22 protein-coding genes are annotated in these 23484 nt (G+C 72.1%); 16 read left to right on the plus strand and 6 right to left on the minus strand.

Annotation, left to right across the window (positions count from 1 at the left end; all coding sequences use genetic code 11):
* Positions 1 to 70 precede the first annotated feature (70 nt).
* Together L2C96_RS01385 and L2C96_RS01390 are read right to left on the minus strand one after the other, a co-directional pair.
* A complete protein-coding gene (locus L2C96_RS01385) occupies positions 71 to 757 on the minus strand; it encodes a response regulator (RefSeq protein ID WP_237334784.1) in 687 nt (228 codons plus the stop codon).
* The gene (locus L2C96_RS01390; protein WP_237334785.1) at positions 754 to 1815 is read right to left on the minus strand and encodes a sensor histidine kinase; all 1062 of its coding nucleotides are present in this window, start codon (positions 1813 to 1815) and stop codon (positions 754 to 756) included. Before L2C96_RS01390 ends, L2C96_RS01385 begins: the two co-directional genes overlap by 4 nt.
* 518 nt (positions 1816 to 2333) lie before the next feature.
* Here L2C96_RS01390 and L2C96_RS01395 point away from each other — a divergent pair.
* The 3 genes from L2C96_RS01395 (at position 2334) to L2C96_RS01405 (ending at position 4333) form a co-directional block, all read left to right on the plus strand.
* Positions 2334 to 2660, plus strand: a complete 327-nt coding sequence (locus tag L2C96_RS01395; RefSeq protein WP_237334786.1) for a DUF6223 family protein — start codon at positions 2334 to 2336, stop codon at positions 2658 to 2660.
* A 93-nt stretch (positions 2661 to 2753) separates the two neighbouring features.
* Positions 2754 to 3410 carry a maleylpyruvate isomerase N-terminal domain-containing protein gene (locus tag L2C96_RS01400; RefSeq protein ID WP_237334787.1) on the plus strand — a complete coding sequence of 219 codons (657 nt, stop codon included), beginning with the start codon at positions 2754 to 2756 and terminating at the stop codon, positions 3408 to 3410.
* Positions 3407 to 4333, plus strand: coding sequence for an LLM class flavin-dependent oxidoreductase (locus tag L2C96_RS01405; RefSeq protein ID WP_237334788.1), 927 nt, complete (start codon positions 3407 to 3409; stop codon positions 4331 to 4333). Before L2C96_RS01400 ends, L2C96_RS01405 begins: the two co-directional genes overlap by 4 nt.
* A gap of 234 nt (positions 4334 to 4567) precedes the next feature.
* On the opposite strand, the gene L2C96_RS01410 is transcribed toward L2C96_RS01405, so the two are convergent.
* Positions 4568 to 5362: an alpha/beta hydrolase gene (locus L2C96_RS01410; protein WP_345069538.1), complete on the minus strand. Its 795-nt coding sequence runs from the start codon at positions 5360 to 5362 to the stop codon at positions 4568 to 4570.
* Between the two features lie 176 nt (positions 5363 to 5538).
* On the opposite strand from L2C96_RS01410, the gene L2C96_RS01415 reads away from it, so the two are divergent.
* From L2C96_RS01415 to L2C96_RS01425, 3 genes are all read left to right on the plus strand, one after another.
* Positions 5539 to 7068: a Re/Si-specific NAD(P)(+) transhydrogenase subunit alpha gene (locus L2C96_RS01415; protein WP_237334790.1), complete on the plus strand. Its 1530-nt coding sequence runs from the start codon at positions 5539 to 5541 to the stop codon at positions 7066 to 7068.
* Positions 7069 to 7091: 23 nt separating this feature from the next.
* Complete coding sequence (gene pntB, locus L2C96_RS01420) at positions 7092 to 8552, plus strand: Re/Si-specific NAD(P)(+) transhydrogenase subunit beta (RefSeq protein ID WP_020418026.1); 1461 nt, start codon at positions 7092 to 7094, stop codon at positions 8550 to 8552.
* A gap of 148 nt (positions 8553 to 8700) precedes the next feature.
* Positions 8701 to 9822: a hypothetical protein gene (locus L2C96_RS01425; protein ID WP_017982607.1), complete on the plus strand. Its 1122-nt coding sequence runs from the start codon at positions 8701 to 8703 to the stop codon at positions 9820 to 9822.
* Between the two features lie 75 nt (positions 9823 to 9897).
* Here L2C96_RS01425 and L2C96_RS01430 read toward each other — a convergent pair whose 3' ends face one another.
* Together L2C96_RS01430 and L2C96_RS01435 are read right to left on the minus strand one after the other, a co-directional pair.
* Positions 9898 to 11073: a zinc-dependent alcohol dehydrogenase gene (locus L2C96_RS01430; RefSeq protein WP_237334791.1), complete on the minus strand. Its 1176-nt coding sequence runs from the start codon at positions 11071 to 11073 to the stop codon at positions 9898 to 9900.
* Positions 11070 to 11531, minus strand: a complete 462-nt coding sequence (locus L2C96_RS01435; RefSeq protein WP_020418024.1) for a hypothetical protein — start codon at positions 11529 to 11531, stop codon at positions 11070 to 11072. Before L2C96_RS01435 ends, L2C96_RS01430 begins: the two co-directional genes overlap by 4 nt.
* Positions 11532 to 11668: 137 nt before the next feature.
* Between L2C96_RS01435 and ctaD the strand changes: the two genes are divergently transcribed.
* Entirely contained in the window at positions 11669 to 13444 is a 1776-nt protein-coding gene (gene ctaD, locus L2C96_RS01440; protein WP_237334792.1) for an aa3-type cytochrome oxidase subunit I, read from the plus strand.
* 86 nt (positions 13445 to 13530) lie between these two features.
* Complete coding sequence (locus L2C96_RS01445; protein WP_237334793.1) at positions 13531 to 14034, plus strand: hypothetical protein; 504 nt, start codon at positions 13531 to 13533, stop codon at positions 14032 to 14034.
* A 1-nt stretch (position 14035) separates the two neighbouring features.
* Here the strand turns inward: L2C96_RS01445 and L2C96_RS01450 are convergent, their stop codons facing one another.
* The gene (locus L2C96_RS01450; RefSeq protein ID WP_237334794.1) at positions 14036 to 14602 is read right to left on the minus strand and encodes a TetR/AcrR family transcriptional regulator; all 567 of its coding nucleotides are present in this window, start codon (positions 14600 to 14602) and stop codon (positions 14036 to 14038) included.
* An 89-nt stretch (positions 14603 to 14691) separates the two neighbouring features.
* Between L2C96_RS01450 and L2C96_RS01455 the strand changes: the two genes are divergently transcribed.
* The 8 genes from L2C96_RS01455 (at position 14692) to L2C96_RS01490 (ending at position 23462) form a co-directional block, all read left to right on the plus strand.
* Positions 14692 to 15708: an aldo/keto reductase gene (locus tag L2C96_RS01455; protein ID WP_237334795.1), complete on the plus strand. Its 1017-nt coding sequence runs from the start codon at positions 14692 to 14694 to the stop codon at positions 15706 to 15708.
* A gap of 9 nt (positions 15709 to 15717) precedes the next feature.
* On the plus strand, positions 15718 to 16575 hold the full coding sequence (locus L2C96_RS01460) for an LLM class flavin-dependent oxidoreductase (protein WP_237334796.1): 858 nt from the start codon (positions 15718 to 15720) through the stop codon (positions 16573 to 16575).
* Between the two features lie 107 nt (positions 16576 to 16682).
* Positions 16683 to 17792 carry an NDMA-dependent alcohol dehydrogenase gene (locus L2C96_RS01465; RefSeq protein ID WP_237334797.1) on the plus strand — a complete coding sequence of 370 codons (1110 nt, stop codon included), beginning with the start codon at positions 16683 to 16685 and terminating at the stop codon, positions 17790 to 17792.
* A 13-nt stretch (positions 17793 to 17805) separates the two neighbouring features.
* On the plus strand, positions 17806 to 18924 hold the full coding sequence (locus L2C96_RS01470) for an NDMA-dependent alcohol dehydrogenase (RefSeq protein WP_237334798.1): 1119 nt from the start codon (positions 17806 to 17808) through the stop codon (positions 18922 to 18924).
* Between the two features lie 72 nt (positions 18925 to 18996).
* Positions 18997 to 20598 (plus strand): ABC transporter substrate-binding protein, encoded by a 1602-nt coding sequence (locus tag L2C96_RS01475; RefSeq protein WP_020418016.1) that lies wholly within the window; start codon positions 18997 to 18999, stop codon positions 20596 to 20598.
* Positions 20571 to 21599 (plus strand): ABC transporter permease, encoded by a 1029-nt coding sequence (locus tag L2C96_RS01480; protein ID WP_237334799.1) that lies wholly within the window; start codon positions 20571 to 20573, stop codon positions 21597 to 21599. Before L2C96_RS01475 ends, L2C96_RS01480 begins: the two co-directional genes overlap by 28 nt.
* Positions 21586 to 22452 (plus strand): ABC transporter permease, encoded by an 867-nt coding sequence (locus tag L2C96_RS01485; RefSeq protein WP_237334800.1) that lies wholly within the window; start codon positions 21586 to 21588, stop codon positions 22450 to 22452. The genes L2C96_RS01480 and L2C96_RS01485 overlap by 14 nt, the downstream gene beginning before the upstream one ends.
* On the plus strand, positions 22449 to 23462 hold the full coding sequence (locus tag L2C96_RS01490) for an ABC transporter ATP-binding protein (RefSeq protein WP_237334801.1): 1014 nt from the start codon (positions 22449 to 22451) through the stop codon (positions 23460 to 23462). Before L2C96_RS01485 ends, L2C96_RS01490 begins: the two co-directional genes overlap by 4 nt.
* Positions 23463 to 23484 lie beyond the last annotated feature (22 nt).

The following is a 23484-nucleotide window of genomic DNA, read 5'->3' on the forward strand; positions in this document are numbered from 1 at the left end:
TGCAGGATCAGGACGTCCATGCCCATCATCGGGCCGCCCTTGCGGCGGATGCGGGTGACGGTGCGGGTGTTCATGCGCCGCTGGAACCAGAGTGAAAGCCTGCGCGGTTCGCGGGCGTGACCAGCCCGGACTCGTAGGCGAGCACCACCAGCTGCGCGCGGTCGCGTGCGCGCAGTTTCGTCATCGCGCGGTTGACGTGCGTCTTCGCGGTCAGCGGGCTGATCACCATGTGCTCGGCGATCTCGTCGTTGGACAGGCCCTGCGCGACCAGCGCCACCGCCTCGCGTTCCCGGTTGGTCAGTTCGCCGAGGCCGGGGCCGGGGTGCAGCGGGCGGCTGACGTAGCGGTCGATCAGCTTGCGGGTGATCGACGGGGCCAGCAGGGCGTCGCCGCGGGCGGCGACCCGCACGGCGTGCAGGAAGTCCTCCGGCTGGATGTCCTTGACCAGGAACCCGGCGGCCCCGGCGCGCAGCGCGTCGAACACGTACTCGTCCAGGCCGTAGTTGGTCAGGATGACCACGTGCACCGCCGCCAGCGCCGGGTCCGCGGCGATGCGGCGGGTGGCCTCGATGCCGTCCACGACCGGCATCTGGACGTCGACGAGCGCGATGTCCGGCACGTGCTCGCGGGCGAGCGCGACCCCGGCCGCGCCGTCGGCGGCCTCGGCCACCACCTCGATGTCGTCTTCGTTGTCCAGCAGCGCGCGGAACCCGCTGCGGATGAGCGGCTGGTCGTCCACCAGCAGGACGCGGATCACGGCACCCGCTCCACCGGCAGTTCGGCCTCGACGCGGAACCCGCCGTCGGCCCGGGGCGCGGCGTCGAGGCGGCCGCCGAGCGCGGTGACCCGTTCCCGCATGCCGAGCAGCCCCACCCCGGGCGACGGCGGAGCGTCCACTGTGGCCGTTCCGTCGTCGTCCACGCGGATCTCGAGCGTGGCGGGCCGGTATCCGATGTGGACCGAGGCGGTGGTGGCGCGGGCGTGCCGGGCCACGTTGGTCAGCGATTCCTGGACGATCCGGTAGGCGGTGCGCTGCACGGCGGCGGGCACGTCACCGGGTTCGCCGTCGATCGTCAGCATCGTCTCCAGGCCGGTGGATCGCGCGCGCCGCACCAGTTCCGGGACGTCGTCCAGGCCGCGCGGGGGGCTGGTGCCGTCGTCGCGCAGGGCCTCCAGGGTCGCCCGCAGCTCGCGGGCCGCTTCTCGTCCGGCGTCCCGGATCGCCAGCAGCGAGTCCGGCACCTCCTCGCCGCGCTTGTGGGCGAGGTGGACGGCGACCTCGGCCTGCACCTTGATGACGGAGATCTGGTGGGTGAGCGAATCGTGCAGCTCGCGGGCGATGTGCAGGCGCTCCTCGTCGGCGCGGCGCCGCGCGGTCTCCTCCCGGGTGCGCTCGGCCTCGTCCGCCCGGCGCTCGGCCTGGCGGACCGCCTCGCCCGCCGCGCCCGCGGCGACCAGCCAGGCGAGCTGGAGCACGTCCCGGGAATGGGTGAACGCTCCGCCGACGGTCTCGTCGTGAGAGATCAGCAGCGCGAACGGCAGCGCGGCGAGCATGACCACGGTGGCGGCCACCGTGACGAGCCGCCGCCCTGCGCGGACGGCGGCGAACACCGCGAAGAGGTAGGCCAGCGCCGGGACGTCGACCCCGATGGCCTGCGCGGCGAGCGCGCTGAGCCCGGCGGCCGCCAGCACGGCCACCGGCGCCCGGCGGTGCGCGGCCAGCGCCAGACCACCGGCGGCCAGCAGCACGTAACCGAGCGGCGCGAGAGCCGGGGCGGGCGCCGACAGCGCGGTCACCAGGAGGATCGCCGCCATCCCGGCGCCGATCGCCCAGTCGCCGGCGCGAATGGGTTCCTGCCCGGTGGGGATGGCCCTGTGGCCGGGACGGGTCGTCCCGGTGGGGATGGCCCTGTCGCCGGGACGGGTCGTCCCGGTGGGGATGGTCCTGTCTCCAGGGCGGGTCGCCCGGGCCCCAGTGCGGGTCGCCCGGGCCCCAGCGCGGGTCGCCCAGCCAACGGCACGGATCGCCCCGTTCCTGATCCGGGTTGCGCCGATCCTGATCCGGGTCGTCCCGTCCGCGGCGGGGGTCGCGCTGCCCCCGGCGCGGCTCACCCACTTCCCGGCGCGGCTCATGCGCAGAACATTAGCCCGATCGCGGCGGGGGCGAGTCCTGCGCGCGGAGCATCCCTCGGCTACCGCGGGCGTAGTAGTTCCGCGGTTCCTGCGGCGCGGGCGGCAGCGCGGATTGCCTGCGCCTGCCGGACGACCGGCGGGGTGATCCCGGGCAGCATCACCGGTGTCGGAAAAACCGTTGCAGCCAAAAGGAGTTCGCCATGTTCGTCCAGTACGCGCTCGCCCAGGCCGTCGATGCCGGGACGCTCACCACGGGGCGGCTCGTCGGCACCGTCGCCGCGCTGGTGGCGCTCGCCGGTGTGGTCGCGGGGGCGCTGGCGGTGGCCCGCCACCGGCGGCGGGGCGCCACCGCGGCACTGGCCACCGGGGTGGCCGGGATGGCTGCCGGCGGGATCGTGGTGGCGCTGGCCGAGGGCGGGCCGGGCACCGGCTACGGCATCGTCGGCGGGTTCGCCGCCCTGGCGATCGGGCTGGTCGCCGCCGCGCTGGGTGGGCTGGGGCTGGCCCGCACCCGCGCCCGTGTCTGAAACCGGTGGCCGGAGCGGGCCGGTCCGCACCCGCACCACTCCCGCGCCGGAAACCGGTCGCCGGAGTGGGCGGGCGCTGTTAGCTTGCGAGGCGTGGACCTCTTCTCACGCTCGTGGGCGGCGCTGCGGACCGCGGTCGCCGGGCTCGCCGACGACGACCTCGCCCGTCCGTCCGGCTGCGCCGGCTGGCTGGTGCGGGACCTGGTGTGCCACCTGATCATCGACGCCCAGGACGTCCTCATTACGCTGGTCACCCCGGCAGACGAGGAGCCGACCCGGGACGAGCTCACCTACTGGGAGGTCAGCGACCGGCCGCCGACCGGCGAGGACCCGCTCGACGCGCTGACGGTCCGGCTGGCCGCGGCCTACGGGGAGCCGTGGCTGCTGAAGTTCCACCTCGACGACGTCGGCTCCGCGGCCGGGCGCGCCGCGGAGCTGGCCGACCCCTCGGCGCGGGTGCGGACGCGCGACCAGGTCCTCACCGTCGCCGCCTACCTGTCCACCTACGTCATGGAGTGGACGCTGCACCACCTCGACCTGGTGGCGCACCTGCCGTCCGTCGCCGGGCCGCCCGCGGAGGGCCTCGCCGCGTCGCGCGAAATGCTGGAGAAGATCGCCGGGGCGCCGTTCCCCGGATCGTTCGCCGACACGGACGCGCTGCTGGTCGGCACCGGGCGCCGGGCCTCCACCGAGGCCGAACGGGCGGCGCTGGGCCCGCTGGCCGCGCGAGTCCCGTTCGTGCTCGGATGACGGCCGGGGTGATGCTGCCGCGGGACCTCGCGGCGGCGGAGATCGTGCCGTTCGCCAGGCGGGCCGAGGAACTCGGCTTCGGCGAGGTGTGGATCGTGGAGGACCTCGGCTTCCACGGCGGCATCGCGCAGGCGGCTACGGTGCTGGCGGTGACCTCCCGGATCCGCGTCGGCATCGGCATCCTGCCCGCCGGGGCGCGCAACGTCGCCTTCACCGCGATGGAACTGGCGACACTGGCACGGCTCCACCCCGGCCGGCTCGTCGCGGGCATCGGGCACGGGGTGCCCGGGTGGATGCGCCAGGTGGGCGCGTGGCCGGCGAGCCCGCTGACGTTGTTCGCCGAGTACGCCCGCGCGCTGACCGCTCTGCTGCGCGGGGAACGGGTCCGGGTCGCAGGCCGGTACGTGCGGCTCGACGGCGCCGGGCTGGAGACCGCTCCGGAGACGGTCCCGCCGGTGCTCGCCGGAGTGCGCGGCCCGAAGTCGCTCGCCGTGGCCGGGGCCGAGCTGGACGGCGTGATCCTGGCCGAACCGGCGCCCGCCGAGTACATCGCCGCGGCCCGCCGGATCCTGCCGCCGCACAAGCAGGTCGTGGCCTTCGGGCACGCGGTGGTGGACCCCGACGCCGAGGCGGCCCGCGCCCGGGTGCGGCCGTTGCTCACCGCGATCGGGGATCCGCAGCTGTCCGCGCACGTGGACCCGCTGCCGTTCGCCTCCGAGCTGCGGGCGTTGCGTGCGCGGCACCAGGACGAGGAATCGTTCGCGGCGGCGTTGCCGGGGGAGTGGGTGGACGAGCTGACGCTGGCCGGTCCCGCCGACGTCGTGCGGCGGCGGATCGCCGGCCTCGGCGCGGATTCGGTGGTGCTGATCCCGGTGGGAGACGACCGGCTCGCCGCGCTCGGCGCACTGGCCACGGCGCTGTGAACCTGGCCGGGCAGTGTTTCCGAGGACGCCGGCCCCGCCCGGACCCGGCTCACCGCGCGCTTGCGCCACCTCCCCGCCGGGGGAGTGCCGCTTGCGGGACGACACCGGCAACCGGGGCACGGCCGGCCGGTTCGACGGGTTCCGGGCCGCCGGCAACGACGTGCGGACCCGGCGCTGGTCGCCTGTCCGCGGCACGTCGGCCAGGCGATGACCGGGCAGGCCGCGTTCCGCTGATCACCCGGCCGCCGCGGTGATCGCGGCGATCACCGCGGGGCCGTCCAGCAGCACCGGGTCGTTGTGGTCCGCGCCGAGCACCTCGACGGCCCGCCCGCCGGCGGCCGCGGCCACGGCCCGGCTCTGCTCCGGCGGCACGATCGAGTCCGCGCCGCCGTAGACCACGGTGACCGGCGCGGGCACCCGCGCGACCTGCTCGGCGACCGGGAAGGTGTCCAGCAGCAACAGCCGTACCGGCAGGAACGGGTAGTGCCGCCGGGCGACCGCGGCCAGATCGGTGAACGGGGAGCGCAGCACCAGCGCCGCGGGCGGGAAGTCCACGGCGAGCCCGGCCACCACCGCCGCGCCCAGGCTCTCGCCGAAGTAGACCAGCGGCACCCGCGCCTGCGCGGCCAGGAACTCGCGGGCCGCGCGCACGTCCAGCGCGAGCCCGGCCTCCGTCGGCGAGCCCGGGTTGCCGCCGTACCCGCGGTAGTCCAGCAGCAGGGTCGCCACGCCCTCGGCGTGCAGGGCCCGCGCGAGCGGCGCGCGCAGCGACCGGTTGCCGGCGTTGCCCGGGGCCACCAGCACCGCCGCGCGCGGCGCGGCCACCGGGAAGTACCAGGCGGTGAGAGTCAGCCCGTCCGCGGTGCGCAGCGCGACGTCCCGGCCACCGGGGAGGACCTCCGCCGCGGACGGGACCGGGCCGCCCGAGGGCAGGTAGATGAGCCTGCGCTGGAACGCGAAGGCGCTGCCGAACACCACCGCCACGATGATGACGACCACCGCCGCGCCGATCAACAGCCGCCTGCGCACCACCCCATCATCCGCATGTGGCCGCAGTCACCGGCAGAATCGGGCCATCGTGTTAAAAAGGCTGCGAATATGATCGCGCGCTCCCCGACCGGGGTCGGCCACGGGGGAGCGCGACCAGGAGTACGTCGACGTACGACACCCGGCGTTCGTCGTCCAACCGTGGACGAGGTGATTCGATGCTGGTCGGAGTGCTGAAGGAGGCCACCCCCGGCGAGACCAGGGTGGCCGCGACGCCCGCGACGGTGGCCCAGCTGCTCAAGCTGGGCTACGAGGTCGTGGTGGAGCCGGGCGCCGGTGAACTGGCGAGCTTCTCCGACGAGGCGTACGCCGAAGCAGGCGCGTCGATCGGGAACGCCGTGCAGGCGGAGATCGTCCTGGGGGTGAACGCGCCGGCCAAGGAGCAGCTGGACGCGATGAAGCCGGGCGCGACCCTGATCAGCCTGCTGGCCCCGGCCCTGAACAAGGAGCTGGTCGACGACCTGGCGAAGCGGCCCATCACCGCGATGGCGATGGACGCGGTGCCGCGGATCTCGCGGGCCCAGTCGCTGGACGTGCTGTCGTCGATGGCCAACATCGCCGGGTACCGCGCGGTGGTCGAGGCGGCGCACACGTTCGGCCGGTTCTTCACCGGGCAGGTCACCGCCGCGGGCAAGGTGCCCCCGGCGAAGGTCCTCGTCGTCGGCGCGGGCGTGGCCGGACTGGCCGCGATCGGCGCGGCGGGCAGCCTGGGCGCGGTGGTGCGCGCGACGGACCCGCGGCCCGAGGTGGCCGACCAGGTCAAGTCGCTGGGCGGGGAGTACCTGTCCATCGAGGCGCCCGACGTCGAGGTCTCCGCCACGGGCTACGCCAAGGAGATGAGCGACGACTACAAGGCCCGCGAGCGGCAGCTCTACGAGGAGCAGTGCCGCGACGTGGACATCATCATCACCACCGCGCTGATCCCCGGGAAGCCGGCGCCGCGGATCATCACCGCCGACATGGTCGCCTCGATGCGGCCGGGCAGCGTGATCGTGGACATGGCCGCGGCCAACGGCGGCAACGTCGAGGGCACGGTCGCCGGCAAGGCCGTCACCACGGACAACGGGGTGACGATCCTCGGCTACACCGACCTGCCCGGCCGGTTGCCCGCGCAGTCGTCGCAGCTGTACGGCACGAACCTGGTCAACCTGATGAAGCTGGTGACGCCGGGCAAGGACGGCACGCCGGTGTTCGACCTGGAGGACATCGTCATCCGGTCGATGACCGTGGTCCGCGAGGGCGAGCTGCTGTGGCCGCCGCCCCCGGCGCAGGTGTCGGCCGCTCCCGCGCAGGCCGCGCCGAAGGCCGCCGCCAAGGAGCCGGAGCCGGAGAAGAAGAAGCTGTCCCCGGCGGCCCGGATCGGGCTGACCGCGGTGGCGGGCGCGTTGCTGTTCCTGCTGGTCGCGGCGTCGCCGCCGGCGTTGCAGGGGCACCTGACGGTGTTCGCGATGGCGGTGGTGATCGGGTTCTACGTGATCGGGCACGTGCACCACGCGCTGCACACGCCGCTGATGTCGGTGACCAACGCGATCTCCGGGATCATCGTGGTCGGCGCGCTGTTGCAGGTCGGGCACGGCGGCGGGGCGGTGACCTGGCTGGCGTTCGCGGCGATCCTGCTCGCCTCGATCAACATCTTCGGCGGGTTCGCCGTCACCCGGCGCATGCTCTCGATGTTCTCCCGCAGCTGAGCCCGATCAGGAGACCTGAACTCATGACTCTCGACACGATCGCGCAGGCGGCCTACCTGGTCGCCGCGTTGTTGTTCATCCTGGCGCTGGCGGGGCTGTCCAAGCACGAGACCGCCAAGACCGGCAACGGGTTCGGCATCGCGGGCATGGTCGTCGCGCTGGCGGCGACCATCGCGCTGGCCGTGCACCGCGACATCTCCACCCTCGGCGTGGTGCTGATGGTGGTGGCGGTGGTGCTCGGCGCCGCCGTCGGCCTGCAGCGCGCCCGCGTGGTGCAGATGACCGGCATGCCCGAGCTGATCGCGCTGCTGCACTCCTTCGTCGGCCTGGCCGCCGTGCTGGTCGGCTGGAACGGCTACCTGGAGGTCGAAGCGCACCCGGAGGGGGCCGAGGCGCGGACGCTGGCCGCGCTCGGACTGGGCGGGATCCACTCGGCCGAGGTGTTCATCGGCGTGTTCATCGGCGCGGTGACCTTCACCGGGTCGATCGTCGCGTTCCTGAAGCTGTCGGCGCGGATCAACTCCAAGCCGCTGATGCTGCCCGGCAAGAACTTCCTCAACCTCGGCGCGCTGGCGGTGTTCGTCGCGCTGACGGTGTGGTTCGTCATCGACCCGCAGCTGTGGCTGCTCGTCGTGGTGACCGCGGTGGCGCTCGCGCTGGGCTGGCACCTGGTGGCCTCGATCGGCGGCGGCGACATGCCGGTGGTGGTGTCGATGCTGAACAGCTACTCCGGCTGGGCGGCCGCCGCGAGCGGGTTCCTGCTGGAGAACAACCTGCTCATCGTCACCGGCGCGCTGGTCGGCTCCTCCGGTGCCTACCTGTCCTACATCATGTGCAAGGCGATGAACCGCTCGTTCATCTCCGTGATCGCGGGCGGGTTCGGGATCGAGGCCGGCCCGGCGGATGACACCGACTACGGCGAGCACAAGGAGATCACCGCCGACGGCGCGGCCGAGCTGCTGGCCGACGCGAGCAGCGTGATCATCACCCCCGGCTACGGCATGGCCGTCGCGCAGGCCCAGCACGGCGTCGCCGAGCTGACCCGGCGGCTGCGGGAACGCGGGGTCGAGGTCCGGTTCGGCATCCACCCGGTGGCCGGCCGCCTGCCCGGGCACATGAACGTGCTGCTCGCCGAGGCGAAGGTGCCCTACGACATCGTGCTGGAGATGGACGAGATCAACGACGACTTCGCCGGCACCGACGTCGTCCTCGTCATCGGCGCCAACGACACGGTCAACCCGGCCGCGGCCGAGGACCCCGGCTCGCCGATCGCCGGCATGCCGGTGCTGCGGGTGTGGGAGGCCAAGAACGTCGTGGTGTTCAAGCGGTCGATGTCCTCGGGCTACGCGGGCGTGCAGAACCCGCTCTTCTTCCGCGACAACTCCGCCATGCTGTTCGGCGACGCGAAGGAACGGGTCGAGGACCTGCTGCGGGCGCTGCCCGCCCCGAGCACGGCCGGGGCCGGGGCCCGCGCCGGGAGCTGAGGACGGCGAAAGCGCTTCCCCGGCGGACCCACCGCGCGTGGTCCGCCGGGGAAACGGCCGGTAACAGATCAAGGCCGATCACCCGGTTGATCTACCCACCTGCTATGTTCGCGCTCCCCACCGTCGAGAACTCCACAAGGACAACGACATGGAAACCGAGAGCGACCAGCACGCTGCTTCAACCGACGTGATAAGCAGCGCGGCGCACGCCGCCCGCCTGGTCATGTTGGACACCATGGACGAGAAGATCCGGTACGCGTGCGAGACACTGGGTGAGCCGTCGACCTCCGACGTGCTGGCCTTCCTGGTGACCTACGGCGTGGTCACCAACCCCAAGCGCGAGCGCGCCGCGGTCGCGGAGAAGGTCGGCAAGTGGCGGGAGGAGCGCGGGCTCGGCGACACCGGGGACCTGCCGCGGCTGTCGGTGAAGATGCTGGCCGAGCTGGACGGCCGCAAGGAAGCCGACGCGGCTGCCGAGGCGGAGCCGCAGGGCGACGAGACCGACACGCCCACCGGGGAGATCACGGAGACCGCCGAGGCGGCCAAGCCGGCGAAGCGCAAGTCGCCGGAGGGGTCGCGCGGCTTCTACCTGGTGGCGTTCATGTCGCTGCTGGTCTCGGTGGACACCTCGTGGCGCTTCTTCGGGGAGAAGCTCGGGATCACCAACGTCTACGAGCGTGCCGCGATGTTCGCCGTGGTCGAGGTCGCGCTGATCGCGTGCGGGTTCGCGATGCGCGCCGAGATCCGCAGCCCCAAGGGCAAGCCGGGCCCGGCCCGGCTGATCCTGTGGGCGCTGTGCGCGGCGTCCGGCTACATGGCCTTCGACCTGGCCGGCCCGGTGTCCGGCCTGGCGCGGGTCACGCTCGGCCCGGTCCTCGGTGTGGTCATGCTGCACCTGGCCCTGGGCATCGAGCTGCGGCACACCCGCGCCCGCGTCACCACCTGGTCGCGGGTCAGCCGTGAGCTCAAGGAGCGCTTCCTCTCCCGCCTCGGCCTCGGCGACGACGAGCGCGACGCACTGGCCCGGACCCGGGACCGCGCGGCGCGCCGTGCCGCGCACCTGGCCCGCGCGTCCTGGTTCACGCCGTTCCGCAAGACCCGGCTGGACCGGGCGCTGCGGGCGGCCAACGCCGCGCACGACGACCGGATGCGCGCCCGGCTGATGGCGGAGCTGGCGGCGGTCCAGCACGCCGACGAGCTGCGCAGGCTGGACCTGGCCTCGCCGTGGTCGGACTCGCTGTCCAACAGCCTGAAGTTCCTCAAGCGCTGACACTCGTCCCGACCGGAAACGGCCGCGTGCCGCCACGACTCCCGTGGCAGCACGCGGCCGTTCCGCTGTGGACGGTCAGTGTGCGGGGTGGAAGACCGCGCGCACGCAGCCGTCCTTCTTGTGCTTGAACAGGTCGTACCCCTTCGGGCCCTCGTCGAGCGGCAGCGTGTGCGTGACCAGGTGCCGGGTGGGGATCTCGCCCGCGGCCATCCGCTCCAGCAGCATCGGGATGTAGCGCTGCCCGTGCTGCTGGGCCCCGCGGATGGTGAGGCCGTTGTTGATGACCGCGCCGAGCGGGAACTTGTCCACCAGCCCGCCGAAGACGCCGAGGACGAACACGGTGCCACCCTTGCGGCAGGCGTGGATGGCCTCCCGCACCGCCGCCGGCCGCTCGGTGTGCAGCCGCAGCTGATGCTTCACCTGGTCGTAGGCCTGCTCGACGCCGGTGGTGTGCGCCTCCATGCCCACCGCTTCGATGCACACGTCCGGGCCGCGGCCGCCGGTGCGCTCACGCAGCTCGGCGCCGACGTCGGTGCTGCTGTAGTCGATGGTCTCGGACCCGATGTGCCGCTCGGTCATGGCGAGCCGTTCCGGGTAGCGGTCGATGGAGATCACCCGTTCCGCGCCGAGCAGGATGGCCGCCCTGGCCGCCATCTGGCCCACCGCGCCGCACCCCCACACCGCGACGACGTCCCCGGGCTTGACGCCGCCGAGGTCGGCCCCCATCCAGCCGGTCGGGATCGAGTCGGAGGCGAACAACGCCGCGTCGTCGTCGAGCCCCTCCGGCACCGTGAAGGCGCCGTAGTCGGCGAAGGGCACCCGGATGTACTCGGCGTGGCTGCCCTGGAACCCGCCCATCGCGTGCGAGTAGCCGAAGATCCCGCCCGGCTCGTAGCCGTAGGCCATCGCGGTGATGCCCGGGTTGGTGTTGCTGTTGTCGCACAGCGACCACAGGTCGTTGCGGCAGTACCAGCAGCGGCCGCAGCCGATGAACGACGCCACCACCACGCGGTCGCCGACGCGGTGCCGCCGCACGCCCGAGCCGACCTCGACCACTTCGCCGAGGAACTCGTGGCCCAGCACGTCCCCGGCTTCCATCGCCGGGATGTAGCCGCCGATAAGGTGCAGGTCGGAGCCGCAGGTGGTGCTCGCGGTGACCTTCACGACGACGTCCTGGTCGTTGCGGATCTCCGGATCCCGCACGTTCTCCACGGAGAGCTTGTTCACGCCCTGCCAGCACAACGCCTTCACAGCCGTCCCTCCCCGCCCGCGCGCCGCGTCGCGAAGCGCATGATCGCGCCGCCCGGTGTGGGTTTCCCGGTGGTCGGCGGGTCCGGGCGGATCACCTCGCCGGTCTCCAGCCGCGACTTGAGGTCCCGCAGCGCCCGGCGGATGTCCTGCCGCGGATCGGCACCGCTGAGCCGGGCGAGCGCGCCGCCCGGCCCGGGGTCCACCGGGCGCAGCGCGACCTCGGTGCCCCGTTCACCGGGGGCCGCGGTGAGGCGGAACTCCACGGTGTCGCCGAAGTCGGCCAGCGTCCGCCGGAGCTCGTCGCTGTTGCCGACACTCAGGGGCGACTCGCCGATCGTGACGGTGAGCCAGCGGCCGGCCTCCGTCCCGCCCCGGCGGGCCAGTCGCTTCCGGACCACCGGTGCGGCCGCGGCCGCTGCCGCCGCCAGCCCGCCGAGTCCCAGCCAGGTCCTGTCCATCGCGCCCTCCGTCGTGTCGTCGCGGGTTCCCTGTACCCCCGTTCCGGCGGGTGACACGCGACGGCGGCGGGTTTGCGCGATCGCCGGAACGGGTAGCAGGGCGCGGCACGGTTGGAACTCGCCGCGAAGGGCACCGCATGACCGACACGTTGCGTCCCGCCGATCCCGTTCTGGTGCCGCGTCCTGCCGTGCACCGCCCGTCGCGTGGTTCGGCGGTGTTGCGGTTGTTGCGTACGACGGATCCGAAGCAGATCGCGATTCTGTATTTGACGACGTCGTTCGCGTTTTTCATGGTGGGCGGGTTGATGGCGTTGCTGATCCGGGGGGAGCTGGCGCGGCCGGGGTTGCAGTTCCTGTCGCCGGAGCAGTACAACCAGCTGTTCACGATGCACGGCACGATCATGTTGTTGCTGTATGCGACGCCGACGGTGTTCGGGTTCGCCAACTACATCCTGCCGTTGCAGATCGGGGCGCCGGATGTGGCGTTCCCGCGGTTGAACTCGTTTTCCTACTGGTTGTTCCTGTTCGGCGGGCTGATCGTGATGGGGGCGTTCCTGACCCCGGGCGGGGCGGCGGATTTCGGCTGGACCGCCTACACGCCGTTGTCGGACGCGGCGAACTCGCCCGGGATCGGCGGGAACCTGTGGGTGGCCGGGCTGATCGTGTCCGGTCTGGGCACGATCCTGGGCGCGGTGAACATGCTGACCACGATCGTGTGCCTGCGCTGCCCGGGCATGACGATGTGGCGGATGCCGATCTTCACCTGGAACATCCTGTTCACCAGCGTGCTGGTGCTGCTGGCCTTCCCGATCCTGACCGCGGCGTTGTTCGGGTTGCTGGCCGACCGGCTGATCGGGGCGCACGTGTTCGACCCCGGCAACAGTGGCGCGATCCTGTGGCAGCACCTGTTCTGGTTCTTCGGCCACCCCGAGGTCTACATCATCGCGTTGCCGTTCTTCGGCATCATCACCGAGATCATCCCGGTGTTCAGCCGCAAACCCCTGTTCGGCTACAAGCTGATGGTGTGGGCCACGGTCGGGATCACCGCCCTGTCGGTGGCGGTGTGGGCGCACCACATGTTCGCCACCGGCGCGGTGCTGCTGCCCTTCTTCTCCATCATGACGTTCTTCATCGCCATCCCCACCGGCATCAAGTTCTTCAACTGGATCGGCACCATGTGGCACGGCAAACTCACCTTCGAATCGCCCATGCTGTGGTCGGTGGGGTTCCTGGTGACATTCCTGCTCGGCGGGCTGACCGGCATCCTGCTCGCCTCACCACCACTGGACTTCCACATCCACGACAGCTACTTCGTGGTCGCCCACTTCCACTACGTGCTCTTCGGCACCATCGTGTTCGCCACCTTCGCCGGCATCTACTTCTGGTTCCCCAAGATGACCGGCCGCATGATGGACGAACGACTCGCCAAACTCCACTTCTGGACCACCTTCCTCGGCTTCCACACCACCTTCCTGGTCCAGCACTGGCTCGGCGACGCCGGCATGCCCCGCCGCTACGCCGACTACCTCGCCACCGACGCCTTCACCGGCATGCACATGGCCTCCACCATCGGCGCCTTCCTGCTCGGCCTGTCCATGCTGCCCTTCATCTACAACGTCGTCCGCAGCTACCGCTACGGCGAACCCGTCACCGTCGACGACCCCTGGGGCTACGGCAACTCCCTGGAATGGGCCACCACCTGCCCACCACCACGCCACAACTTCACCGAACTACCCCGCATCCGCTCCGAACGGCCCGCCTTCGAGCTCCACTACCCGCACATGGTCCAGCGCTTCCGCGACGAAGCCCACATGACCCCATTCCAGAAACACCACGCCTCACCCGGCGAACTGGCCGCCGCCGCCACCCAGCCCGACGACCAGGGCCCCGGCGACGACCCGCGGGGCAAGTAGCCGGGGGCGCGCGGCTGCGGAGGTTCGTGTGGCGGCCGGTGCAGGGGTGAGAGGGCGGTCCGGCCGCACCGGTTAAGGTCGCGGGCGTGTCGATCAACTTCGGCGGCGTGCTGGCGATCGCGGGGCTGCTGGCTGTCGTCGGGTGCGCCTCCGAGCGCGGCTACGCCGTGCCGGATCGCGTGTGCGGCGTTCCGGTGGACTCCGCCGCGCTGGCGCCGCTCCTGCCCGACGGCGAGGGGATCGCCGAGAGCTTCACCGACAAGGGGCAGGGCAGCGTGTCCTGCCGGCTGAGCGTGGACGGCTCAACCGTGCTCTACCTCGCGGCCGACGTCACCGACCGCGGCACCGCCGCGGTCTCCCTGGACGACGACGGGCTGCGGCGGCTCGGCAACCCCGTCCTCGTCGACGGCGCGGGCGACGTGACCGCGGTGGCCGACCGCGGCGCCAAGGCCATGGCCGAGTGCACGCAGGCCGGGCAACCGCGGTTGTTCGTGGGTCTCGTCCAGTCCGAGGCCGCGCAACCGCGGGACGCGCTGCTGGCCTTCCTGGCGAGCTGGTTCCCCGCGGCGCGCGCCGCGGCGGGTTGCTGACTCAGCGCAGCCCGGCGATCAGCAGCTCCACCAGGCGGCGGGCGTCGTAGCGGGGGTCGGAGTCCGCACCGACGCACAGGTTTCCCACGCCGCGCATCAGGGCGTACGCCTCGACGTCCCGGTGGATTTCGCCCGCCGCGCGCGCCGCGTCGAGCAGGCTCGCGCACACCGGGACCAGCCGGTCCAGGAAGTAGGCGTGCAGCGCCGCGAAACCCGCCTCGTCGGACTGCAGCACGCCCGCCAGGCCGTGCTTCGTCACCAGGAAGTCCACGAACAGGTCCACCCACTTCCGCAGCGCCGCGTACGGCGCCTCGCTCGCCAGCAGCGCGGGACCCGCCTCGGCACAGGCGTCGACCTGGTGCCGGTACACGGCGATGATCAGGTCCGCCCTGGTGGGGAAGTGGCGGTAGATCGTGCCCATCCCGACCCCGGCCTCCGCGGCGATGTCCCGCACCGGCGCGTCCACGCCCGCCCGCACGAACACCGCGGCGGCCGCGTCCAGCAGGGCTTTCTCGTTCCGCCGGGCGTCGGCCCGCTTGGTCCGGGCTGGCTTCCCCTCGTCGGCCACGCACACCTCCTTGCTAAGCGGAACAAGGTTCCGTATCGTGAGTAGCGGAGCAATGTTCCGCTTGCTCCCAGCATAGAGGGGACACCACCATGCAGTACCGCACCCTGGGCCACACCGGCGTGCGCGTCAGCGCACTGTCGCTCGGCGCGATGAACTTCGGCGCGATCGGCCGCACCACCCAGGACGAGGCGAACACCATCGTCGACGCCGCGCTCGACGCCGGCGTCAACCTGATCGACACCGCCGACTTCTACCCGGGCTCGGAGGAGATCGTGGGCCGCGCCATCGCCGGCCGCCGCGACGACCTCGTGCTCGCCACCAAGGCGGGCCTGCCGGTCGACGACGACCACAGCCACCGCGGCGCCTCCCGCCGCTGGCTGGTCACCGAGCTGGACCGCAGCCTGCGCCGCCTGGGGGCCGACCACGTCGACCTCTACCAGATCCACCGCTGGGACCCGGCGACCAGCGACGAGGAGACCCTCTCGGCTCTGACCGACCTGCAGCGCGCGGGCAAGATCCGCTACTTCGGCTCGTCGACCTACCCGGCCTACCGCATCGTGCAGGCCCAGTGGGCGGCCCGCGAGCACCACCTGGGCCGGTTCGCCACCGAGCAGCCCGGCTACTCGATCCTGCAGCGGGCCGCCGAGGCCGACGTCCTGCCGGTCACCGAGCAGTACGGGATGGGCGTGCTGGTGTGGAGCCCGTTCGCGTCGGGCTGGCTCTCCGGCGCCATCCGGGCGGACCGGGAGTTCCGCACCAACCGCTCCGCGAACATGCCCGAGCGCTTCGACACCGCCCTGCCGGTCAACCGGGCCAAGCTCGACGCCGTCGAGCAGCTGGCGAAGGTCGCCGACGAGGCCGGCCTGACGATGATCCAGCTCGCGCTCGGCTTCGTGCTCGCCCACCCGGCCGTGAGCACCGCGCTCATCGGCCCGCGCACCCTGGACCACCTGAATTCGCAGCTCGCGGCCGCCGACGTGGTGCTGCCCGCCGACGTGCTCGACGCCATCGACTCGATCGTCGCCCCCGGCACCGACCTCGCCCCCGGCGAGAAGGTCGACACCCGGCCCGCGCTGCTCGACCCGTCGCTGCGGCGACGCCGATAGGAACCCCGCATGCCCAGTTTCGGCATCATGACCGCGCCCATGCAGGCCGGCTACGACGACATCCGCCGCGTCTGGCAAGAGGCCGACGCCATCCCCGAGATCGAGCACGCCTGGCTGTTCGACCACCTCATGCCGATCGCGGGCGATCCGGACGGCCCGATCCTCGAAGGCTGGACCCTGCTGTCCGCCCTGGCCGCGCAGACCAGCCGCCTGCGCCTCGGGCTCCTGGTGACCAGCAACCGGTTCCGCCCGCCCGCGGTGCTGGCCAAGATCGCCACCACCGTGGACGTCGTCTCCGGCGGCCGCCTCGACTTCGGCATCGGCGTCGGCTCGCGGCCCGGCCACCCGCTCGCCCGCCGCGAGTACGAGGCACACGGCCTGCCGTTCCACGACGCCGCGGACGCCACCGCGAGCCTCGCCGAGGCGCTGACCGTCATCCGCCGCCTGTGGACCGAGGAGCGGCCGTTCGACTTCGGCGGCGCCCACGTGAAGCTCACCGGAGCGTTCGGCAACCCCAAACCGGTGCAGCGTCCCGGCCCGCCGATCGTCGTCGGCGGCCGCGCGAAGGCGACGCTGCGGGTGGTCGCCGAGCACGCGGACCTGTGGAACATCCCCGGCGGTGACCTCGACGACGCCGTCGAGCGCAGCGCGTTGCTCGACCGCTACTGCCGCGACATCGGCCGCGACCCGGCGGCGATCACGCGGTCGATCCACCTGCCGGTCTCTTACGAACGGCCCGGCGACACCCGCAAGGCGATCGGCGCTGCCGCCGGCGCCGGCTTCACCCACTTCGTCCTCGGTCTGCCCGCGCCCTACCCGCCGGGCGTCGCCAGGTGGGTGGCCGAGGAGGTGATCACGGCGGCCTGAGCCCGGCCGGGCGCAAGGTTTTCGTGACGTGGAAAGGGCGCTGGTGCCGCCCGGGGCCCGAAGCGAAGGTGGGTCGAACCACCCCACGTCAGCGAACGGGGACCTTCATGACCATCACCACGCGAGCCGCGGTGTGCCGGGAACCCCGGCGCCCCTGGGAGATCATCGACCTCGACCTGGACGAGCCGAAGGCGCACGAGGTCCGGATCCGCTTCCACGCGGCCGGCCTGTGCCACTCCGACGACCACATCCAGAAGGGCGACGCGCAGATGCGCTTCCCCGTGGTCGGCGGGCACGAGGGCGCCGGGGTCGTCGAGGCCGTCGGCGCGGACGTCACCCGCGTCGCGGCCGGCGACCACGTCGTCTGCTCCTTCATCCCGGCGTGCGGCCAGTGCCGCTACTGCTCCACCGGGCACCAGAACCTGTGCGACGCGGGCAAGAACGCGTCCACCGGCGAGTTCCCCGACGGCACCTTCCGCTTCCACGCCGGCGGCGAGGACTTCGGCGGGCTGTGCGTGCTCGGCACCTTCTCGCAGTACGCCGTGGTGTCGGAGTTCTCCTGCATCCCGATCCCGCGGGACATCCCGTTCGAGATCGCCGCGCTGGTGGGCTGCGGCGTGCCGACCGGCTGGGGGTCGGCGGTGTACGCGGCGGGCGTGCGGGCGGGGGAGACCGTGGTGATCTACGGCGCGGGCGGCGTCGGCAGCAACGCGGTGCAGGGCGCGCGTTACGCCGGCGCCAAGCACGTGGTCGTGGTGGACCCGGTGGAGTTCAAGCGGGACATGGCGAAGGTCTTCGGCGCGACCCACACCTTCGCCGACGCGAAGGAGGCACACGAGTTCGTCGTCGAGACCACGTGGGGCCAGCTGGCCGACCACGCGATCATCACCGTCGGTGTCCTGCACGACGAGGTGATCGCCCGCGCCCTCGACGTCGTCGGCAAGAGCGGCAAGGTCACCATCACCGCCGTGGGTGGCGGCTGGATCGACGCGAACGCGGGCCTGTTCATCGGCTACCAGCGGCGGGCGCAGGGCGCGTTGTTCGGCAACTGCAACCCGCTCTACGACGTGCCGCGGCTGCTGGGCCTGTACCGCTCGGGCGACCTGAAGCTGGACGAGCTGATCACCCGGCGCTACTCGCTGGACGAGGTCAACCAGGGCTACCAGGACATGCTCGACGGCAAGAACATCCGCGGCGTCATCGTCCACGAGCACTGAGGGGACCGCGACCATGACCATCACCACCCGCGCCGCCATCGCCCGCGCGCCCCACCGCCCGTGGGAGATCACCGAGCTGCAGCTGGACGAGCCGAAGGCGCACGAGGTCCGCGTCAAATTCCACGCCGCCGGGCTGTGCCACTCCGACGACCACATCACCAAGGGCGACGCCCCGGTGCGGCTGCCGATCGTCGGCGGGCACGAGGGCGCCGGCGTCGTCGAATCGGTCGGCCCGCACGTCACCCGGGTCAAACCGGGCGACCGGATCGTCTGCTCCTACATCCCCGCCTGCGGCAAGTGCCGTCCCTGCTCGACCGGGCACCAGAACATGTGCGACGAGGGCAAGAACGCCTCCACCGGCATGTTCGCCGACGGCACGTTCCGCTTCCACGCCGACGGAGAGGACTTCGGCGGGTTCTGCACCCTCGGCACGTTCTCGCAGTACGCGGTGGTGTCCGAGTGGGCCTGCCTGCGGCTGCCCGAGGACATCCCGTTCGAGATCGGCGCGCTGGTCGGCTGCGGCGTGCCCACCGGCTGGGGCTCGGCGGTGCACGCGGCGGGCGTGCGCGCCGGGGAGACCGTCGTGATCTACGGCGCCGGTGGCGTCGGCAGCAACGCCGTGCAGGGCGCGCGCTACGCCGGGGCGAAGAACGTCGTCGTGGTCGATCCCGTGGAGTTCAAGCGGGACATGGCGAAGGTCTTCGGCGCCACCCACACCTTCGCCACCGCCAAGGAAGCACACGACTTCGTCGTGGAAACCACCTGGGGCCAGCTCGCCGACCACGCCATCTGCACCCCCGGCGTGCTCACCGAGGAGATCGTCAACGCGGCCGTGCAGGTCACCGGCAAGGGCGGCAAGGTCACCGTCACCGCCGTCGGCAAGATCGACGAGCACGCGGTGCACTTCCCGGCCGGCATGCTGATCGGCTACCAGCGGCAGCTGCGCGGCGCGTTGTTCGGCGACAGCAACCCGCTCTACGACGTGCCCCGGCTGCTCGGCCTGTACCGCTCGGGCGACCTGAAGCTCGACGAGCTGATCACCCGGCGCTACTCGCTGGACGAGGTCAACGACGGCTACCAGGACATGCTGGACGGCAAGAACATCCGCGGCGTCATCGTGCACGAGCACTGAGTCCACGAGCACTGGCGCGACACACCTCCCCACCCCACCGATGGCGGCTCCGCAACGAAGCGGGAGATCGACATGCGCACACCCATCCCACGTTTCCTCGCCGCCTTCGCGGCGCTGATCCTGCTCGCCGCCTGTGGCGGCGGGGGCCAGGCCGGTCAGGGCGGCGCGGCCGCCGGGCCCCCGCAACGCGGCGGGAGCATCACCGTGCTGGAGCTGAACTCCTTCGCCGGCGCCTGGCCCAGCGGACTGGACCCGGCCACCAACACGACCGGCGGCGCGAACCTGTCCCAGATGAGCGCGATCTTCGGCGGCCTGTTCGCGCTGACCGCGGACGAGGACGGCGGCAACGCCCGCGTCGTCCCGGAACTGGCCAGCGGCTACGAGCTGGCCGACGGCGACCGGACCATCCGCATCACCATCCGCGACGGCGTGAAGTTCAGCGACGGCACGCCGTTCGACGCCGAGGCGGTCGCCTTCAACTTCCGCCGCAACATCACCTCGACCTGCACCTGCGCCCCGCGGTGGCCGCTGGCCGAGCAGAACGGCATCAGCGTCGAGGGCAACGCGGTCGTGCTGCGGTTCACCCGCCCGTACGGCGCGGTGATCAACTCGATGGTGGTGTCCAACGTGAACTGGATCGCCTCGCCCACCGCGCTGCAGCAGATGGGGCCGGAGCAGTTCAAGATCACCCCGGTCGGCGCGGGCCCGTTCAAGGTGGTGTCCAACCAGCTGTCCTCGGAGCTGAAGCTGACCCGCAACGAGAACTACTTCAAGCCCGGACTGCCCTACCTGGACAACCTGACGTTCAAGTCGGTCGGCGGCGACCAGCCCGCCTACCAGGCGATCCTGGCCGGGCAGGCGCAGGCCTACGAGGGCATGAACACCACGCCGCTGATCGAGCAGGCGCAGGCGAACAAGCAGCTCACCGTCACCATCCAGCCGCCCACCTCGCCGTACCTGATCCAGCTCAACACCAAGACCGCGCCGTTCGACAACCAGAAGGCGCGCGAGGCGGTCTACTACGCGACCAATGTGGACGCGATCCGCAAGGGACTGTTCAAGGACTGGTACCCGGCCGCGCAGACCTTCACCGGGCCGGGCGGGCTGTTCCACCACGACACCATCGACGGGTACCGGACCTACGACCCGGACAAGGCCCGCGCGCTGGTCGCCGAGCTGGGCGGGCTCACCGTCGACCTCGGCACGCTCAAGAGCTACGTCGCCGAGCAGGTGATGACCGCGTTGCAGAGCCAGTGGGAGGCCGTGGGCATCAAGACCACGATCCACTCCGACCAGCTCAACGCTTTGATCGGCAACTTCAACTCGAACAAGTGGCAGGCCATGCTGCAGACCGCCGGGGCGTGGGATCCCGCGGCCGGCGTCGGCGTCGGGTTCCGCTTCGCCGCCACCTCGCCGTTCAGCGGCGTCAACGACCCGGCCCTGGACGACCTGCTCAACCAGGCCGCGGCCACCGTCGACCCGGCCACCCGGGAGACGCTGTACCTGCAGGCCGGCAAGCGGATCAGCGACAACGCCTACGCGCCCTACATCCTGGCGTTCGCCCCGGCCAACGTCACCGCGGCCGGCGTGCACGGGCCCGGCCTGACCACGAAGATCCCGCCGGTCCTGGTCAACACCGGGGTGCTGTGGGACCAGGTCTGGACGAGCCGGTGACGGCGATCGGCGCGCCGCGGCGGCTGCCGGGGCCACTGGCCTCGCCGGCGCTGCGGCTGGTAACCCGGCGGCTGCTCACCGCGGTCCCCATCGTGCTCGGCGTCAGCGTGCTCACTTTCGCGGTGCTGAGCCTGATCCCCGGGGACACCGCGCAGCTGCTGCTCGGCCCGGAGGCCACGCCCGAGCAGATCGCCGCGCTCAACCAGCAGATGGGGCTGGACCGGCCCGCGGTGGTGCGCTACCTGGACTGGCTCGGCGGCGCGGTCACCGGCGACCTCGGGAACTCGCTGGTCAGCGGGCAGCCGGTGACCGACGAGCTCGGCTCCCGGCTGGCCGTCAGCGGCGAGCTGGTGGGGCTGGCGTTCGTGCTGTCACTGGGGCTGGCGATCCCGGTCGCCCTGATCGCGGCGCGCCGCCCGAACCGGCTCACCGACCGGGTGAGCATGCTGGTCAGCATCACCGGCCTGTCGCTGGCGAACTACGTGCTCGCGCTGCTGCTCGTGCTGGTGTTCGCGGTGCAGCTGGCGGCGTTCCCCGCCATCGGGTTCGTGCCGCTGGAGCAGGGGCTGGGGGCGAACCTGCACTCGCTGTTCCTGCCCGCGCTGGCGATCGCGTTCCCGCTGTTCTGCTTCTACACCCGGTTCCTCCGCGGTGACCTGGTGGACCAGCTGCACGGCGAGGACTACATCACCACGGCGCGGGCGAAGGGGATCGGGCCGTGGCAGGTGCTGCTGCGGCACGCCTTCCGCAACTCGGCGTTCGGGCTGATCACGGTGGTCGGGCTCAACCTGGGCACGATGATCGGCGCGACCGTGATCATCGAGCAGATCTTCGCGCTGCCCGGCATCGGGCAGATGCTGCTGTCGGCCATCAACAGCCGCGACTTCGTCGTGGTCCAGGCCTGCGTGGTGGTCTTCGCCGTGGTCGCGGTGGCCGCCAACCTGCTGACCGACCTGCTCTACGCCGTACTCGACCCGAGGATCCGCTATGGCGACGGTTGATCTGCCCACGGCGCTGCCCGCGGCGCGTCCGTCACGCGTGCGCGGCTGGCTGCGGCACGTCGAACTGGGCGTCCCGCTGGCCCTGCTCGCGCTGGTGTTCGGCGCGTGCTTCCTGTGGCCGCTGATCGCTTCCGTGCCCGAGCCGGTCGGCGGGGACGTGCTGGAGTCGAACCTGCCCGCGTTCTCGCCGGGGCACCTGCTGGGCACCGACCCGAACGGCAACGACGTCTGGTCCCGGCTCCTGCACGGCGGGCGGTCGTCGCTGATCGTCGGCGTCGCGGTCAACGTGCTGGGCCTGCTGGCCGGCGGCACGCTCGGCGCGGTGAGCGCCTACCTGGGCGGCGCGGTGGACGCGGTGATCATGCGCGTGCTGGACGTGCTGATCGCGTTCCCGTCGCTGGTGCTGACCCTGGCGGTGGCGCAGAGCCTCGGGCCCAGCCAGGTGAACACGATCCTGGCGCTGGCGTTCTTCTCGGTGCCCGCGTTCGCGCGGATCTCCCGTGCGGCGACCCTGCGGTTGCGGGAGCAGCCGTTCATGGTCGCCGCGCACCTGTCCGGCACGCGGGTGTGGCGGATGTTGTTCCGGCACCTCGCGCCGAACATCGCGCCGCAGCTGGTGACGTTCTCGATGCTCGGCATGGGCATCGTGATCGTGATCGAGGGCGCGCTGAGCTTCCTCGGCCTCGGCATCCCGCCGCCCGCGCCGAGCTGGGGCAACATGATCTCCCAGGGACAGGCGAGCCTGTCGGCGACGCCGATGCTCGTGGTCTGGCCGTCCCTGGCGCTCTTTGTGACCGTCCTGGCATTCAACCTGCTGGGCGAGACGCTACGGGGACGCTGGAGCGGCCGATGAGCATCGACGAACTGACCACGCCGGCGTCCGTGCGGACCGGGACGCTGCTGGAGGTCGAGGACCTGCACGTGACGTTCGCGGCCCGGGGGCGCACGGTCCGCGCGGTGAACGGGTTGTCCTACCGGCTGGAGGCGGGCCGGACGCTGGCGATCATCGGCGAGTCCGGGTCGGGCAAGTCGGTCAGCTCGCGAGCGCTGATGGGCCTGCTGCCGCCGACGGCGCGGATCACCGGATCGGCGCGCTACCGCGGCGTCGAGCTGCTCGGCCTGTCCGAGCGGCGGATGCGGCGGCACCGGGGCGCGGACCTGGCGATGGTGTTCCAGGACCCGGCGCGGTCGCTGAACCCGACGATGCGGATCGGCGTGCAGATCACCGAGGCGGTGCGGGCGCACGGCGACCACGACCGGCGCGCGGCGCGGGACCGCGCGATGGACCTGCTGAAGCTGGTGCGGTTGCCGGCCCCGGAGCGGCGGTTCCACGAGTACCCGCACCAGCTCTCCGGCGGCATGCGGCAGCGGGTGATGATCGCGATCGCGCTGGCGGCGGACCCGAAGCTGCTGATCGCCGACGAGGCGACGACGGCGCTGGACGTGACCACGCAGGCGCAGATCATGGAGCTGCTGCTGGAACTGCAGGAACGGCTCGGCACGGCGATCATCCTGATCAGCCACGACCTCGGCCTCGCGGCGACCTACGCGCACGACGTGATCGTGATGTACGCCGGGCGGGCGGTGGAGTACGCCGCGGCGCCGGTGCTGTTCTCGCGGGTGCGGATGCCGTACACGAAGGCGTTGCTGGGCGCGATCCCGCGCGTGGAGCGCCCGCCGCACGCTGAGCTGCCGGTGACGCCGGGCCAGCCGCCGGACCTGACGAACCTGCCGCCCGGGTGCCCGTTCGCGCCCCGGTGCGACCGCGCGGCCTCCGACTGCGTGGCCGAGGCACCCCCGCTGACCGAACACCAGCCGGGACACGCGTGGGCGTGCTGGCACCCCTGCGAGGAGGACGCATGACGGCGGCGAGCTCCCTGTCTGG

It is taken from the genome of Amycolatopsis tucumanensis (assembly GCF_021654135.1).
GTDB lineage: Bacteria > Actinomycetota > Actinomycetes > Mycobacteriales > Pseudonocardiaceae > Amycolatopsis_E > Amycolatopsis_E tucumanensis.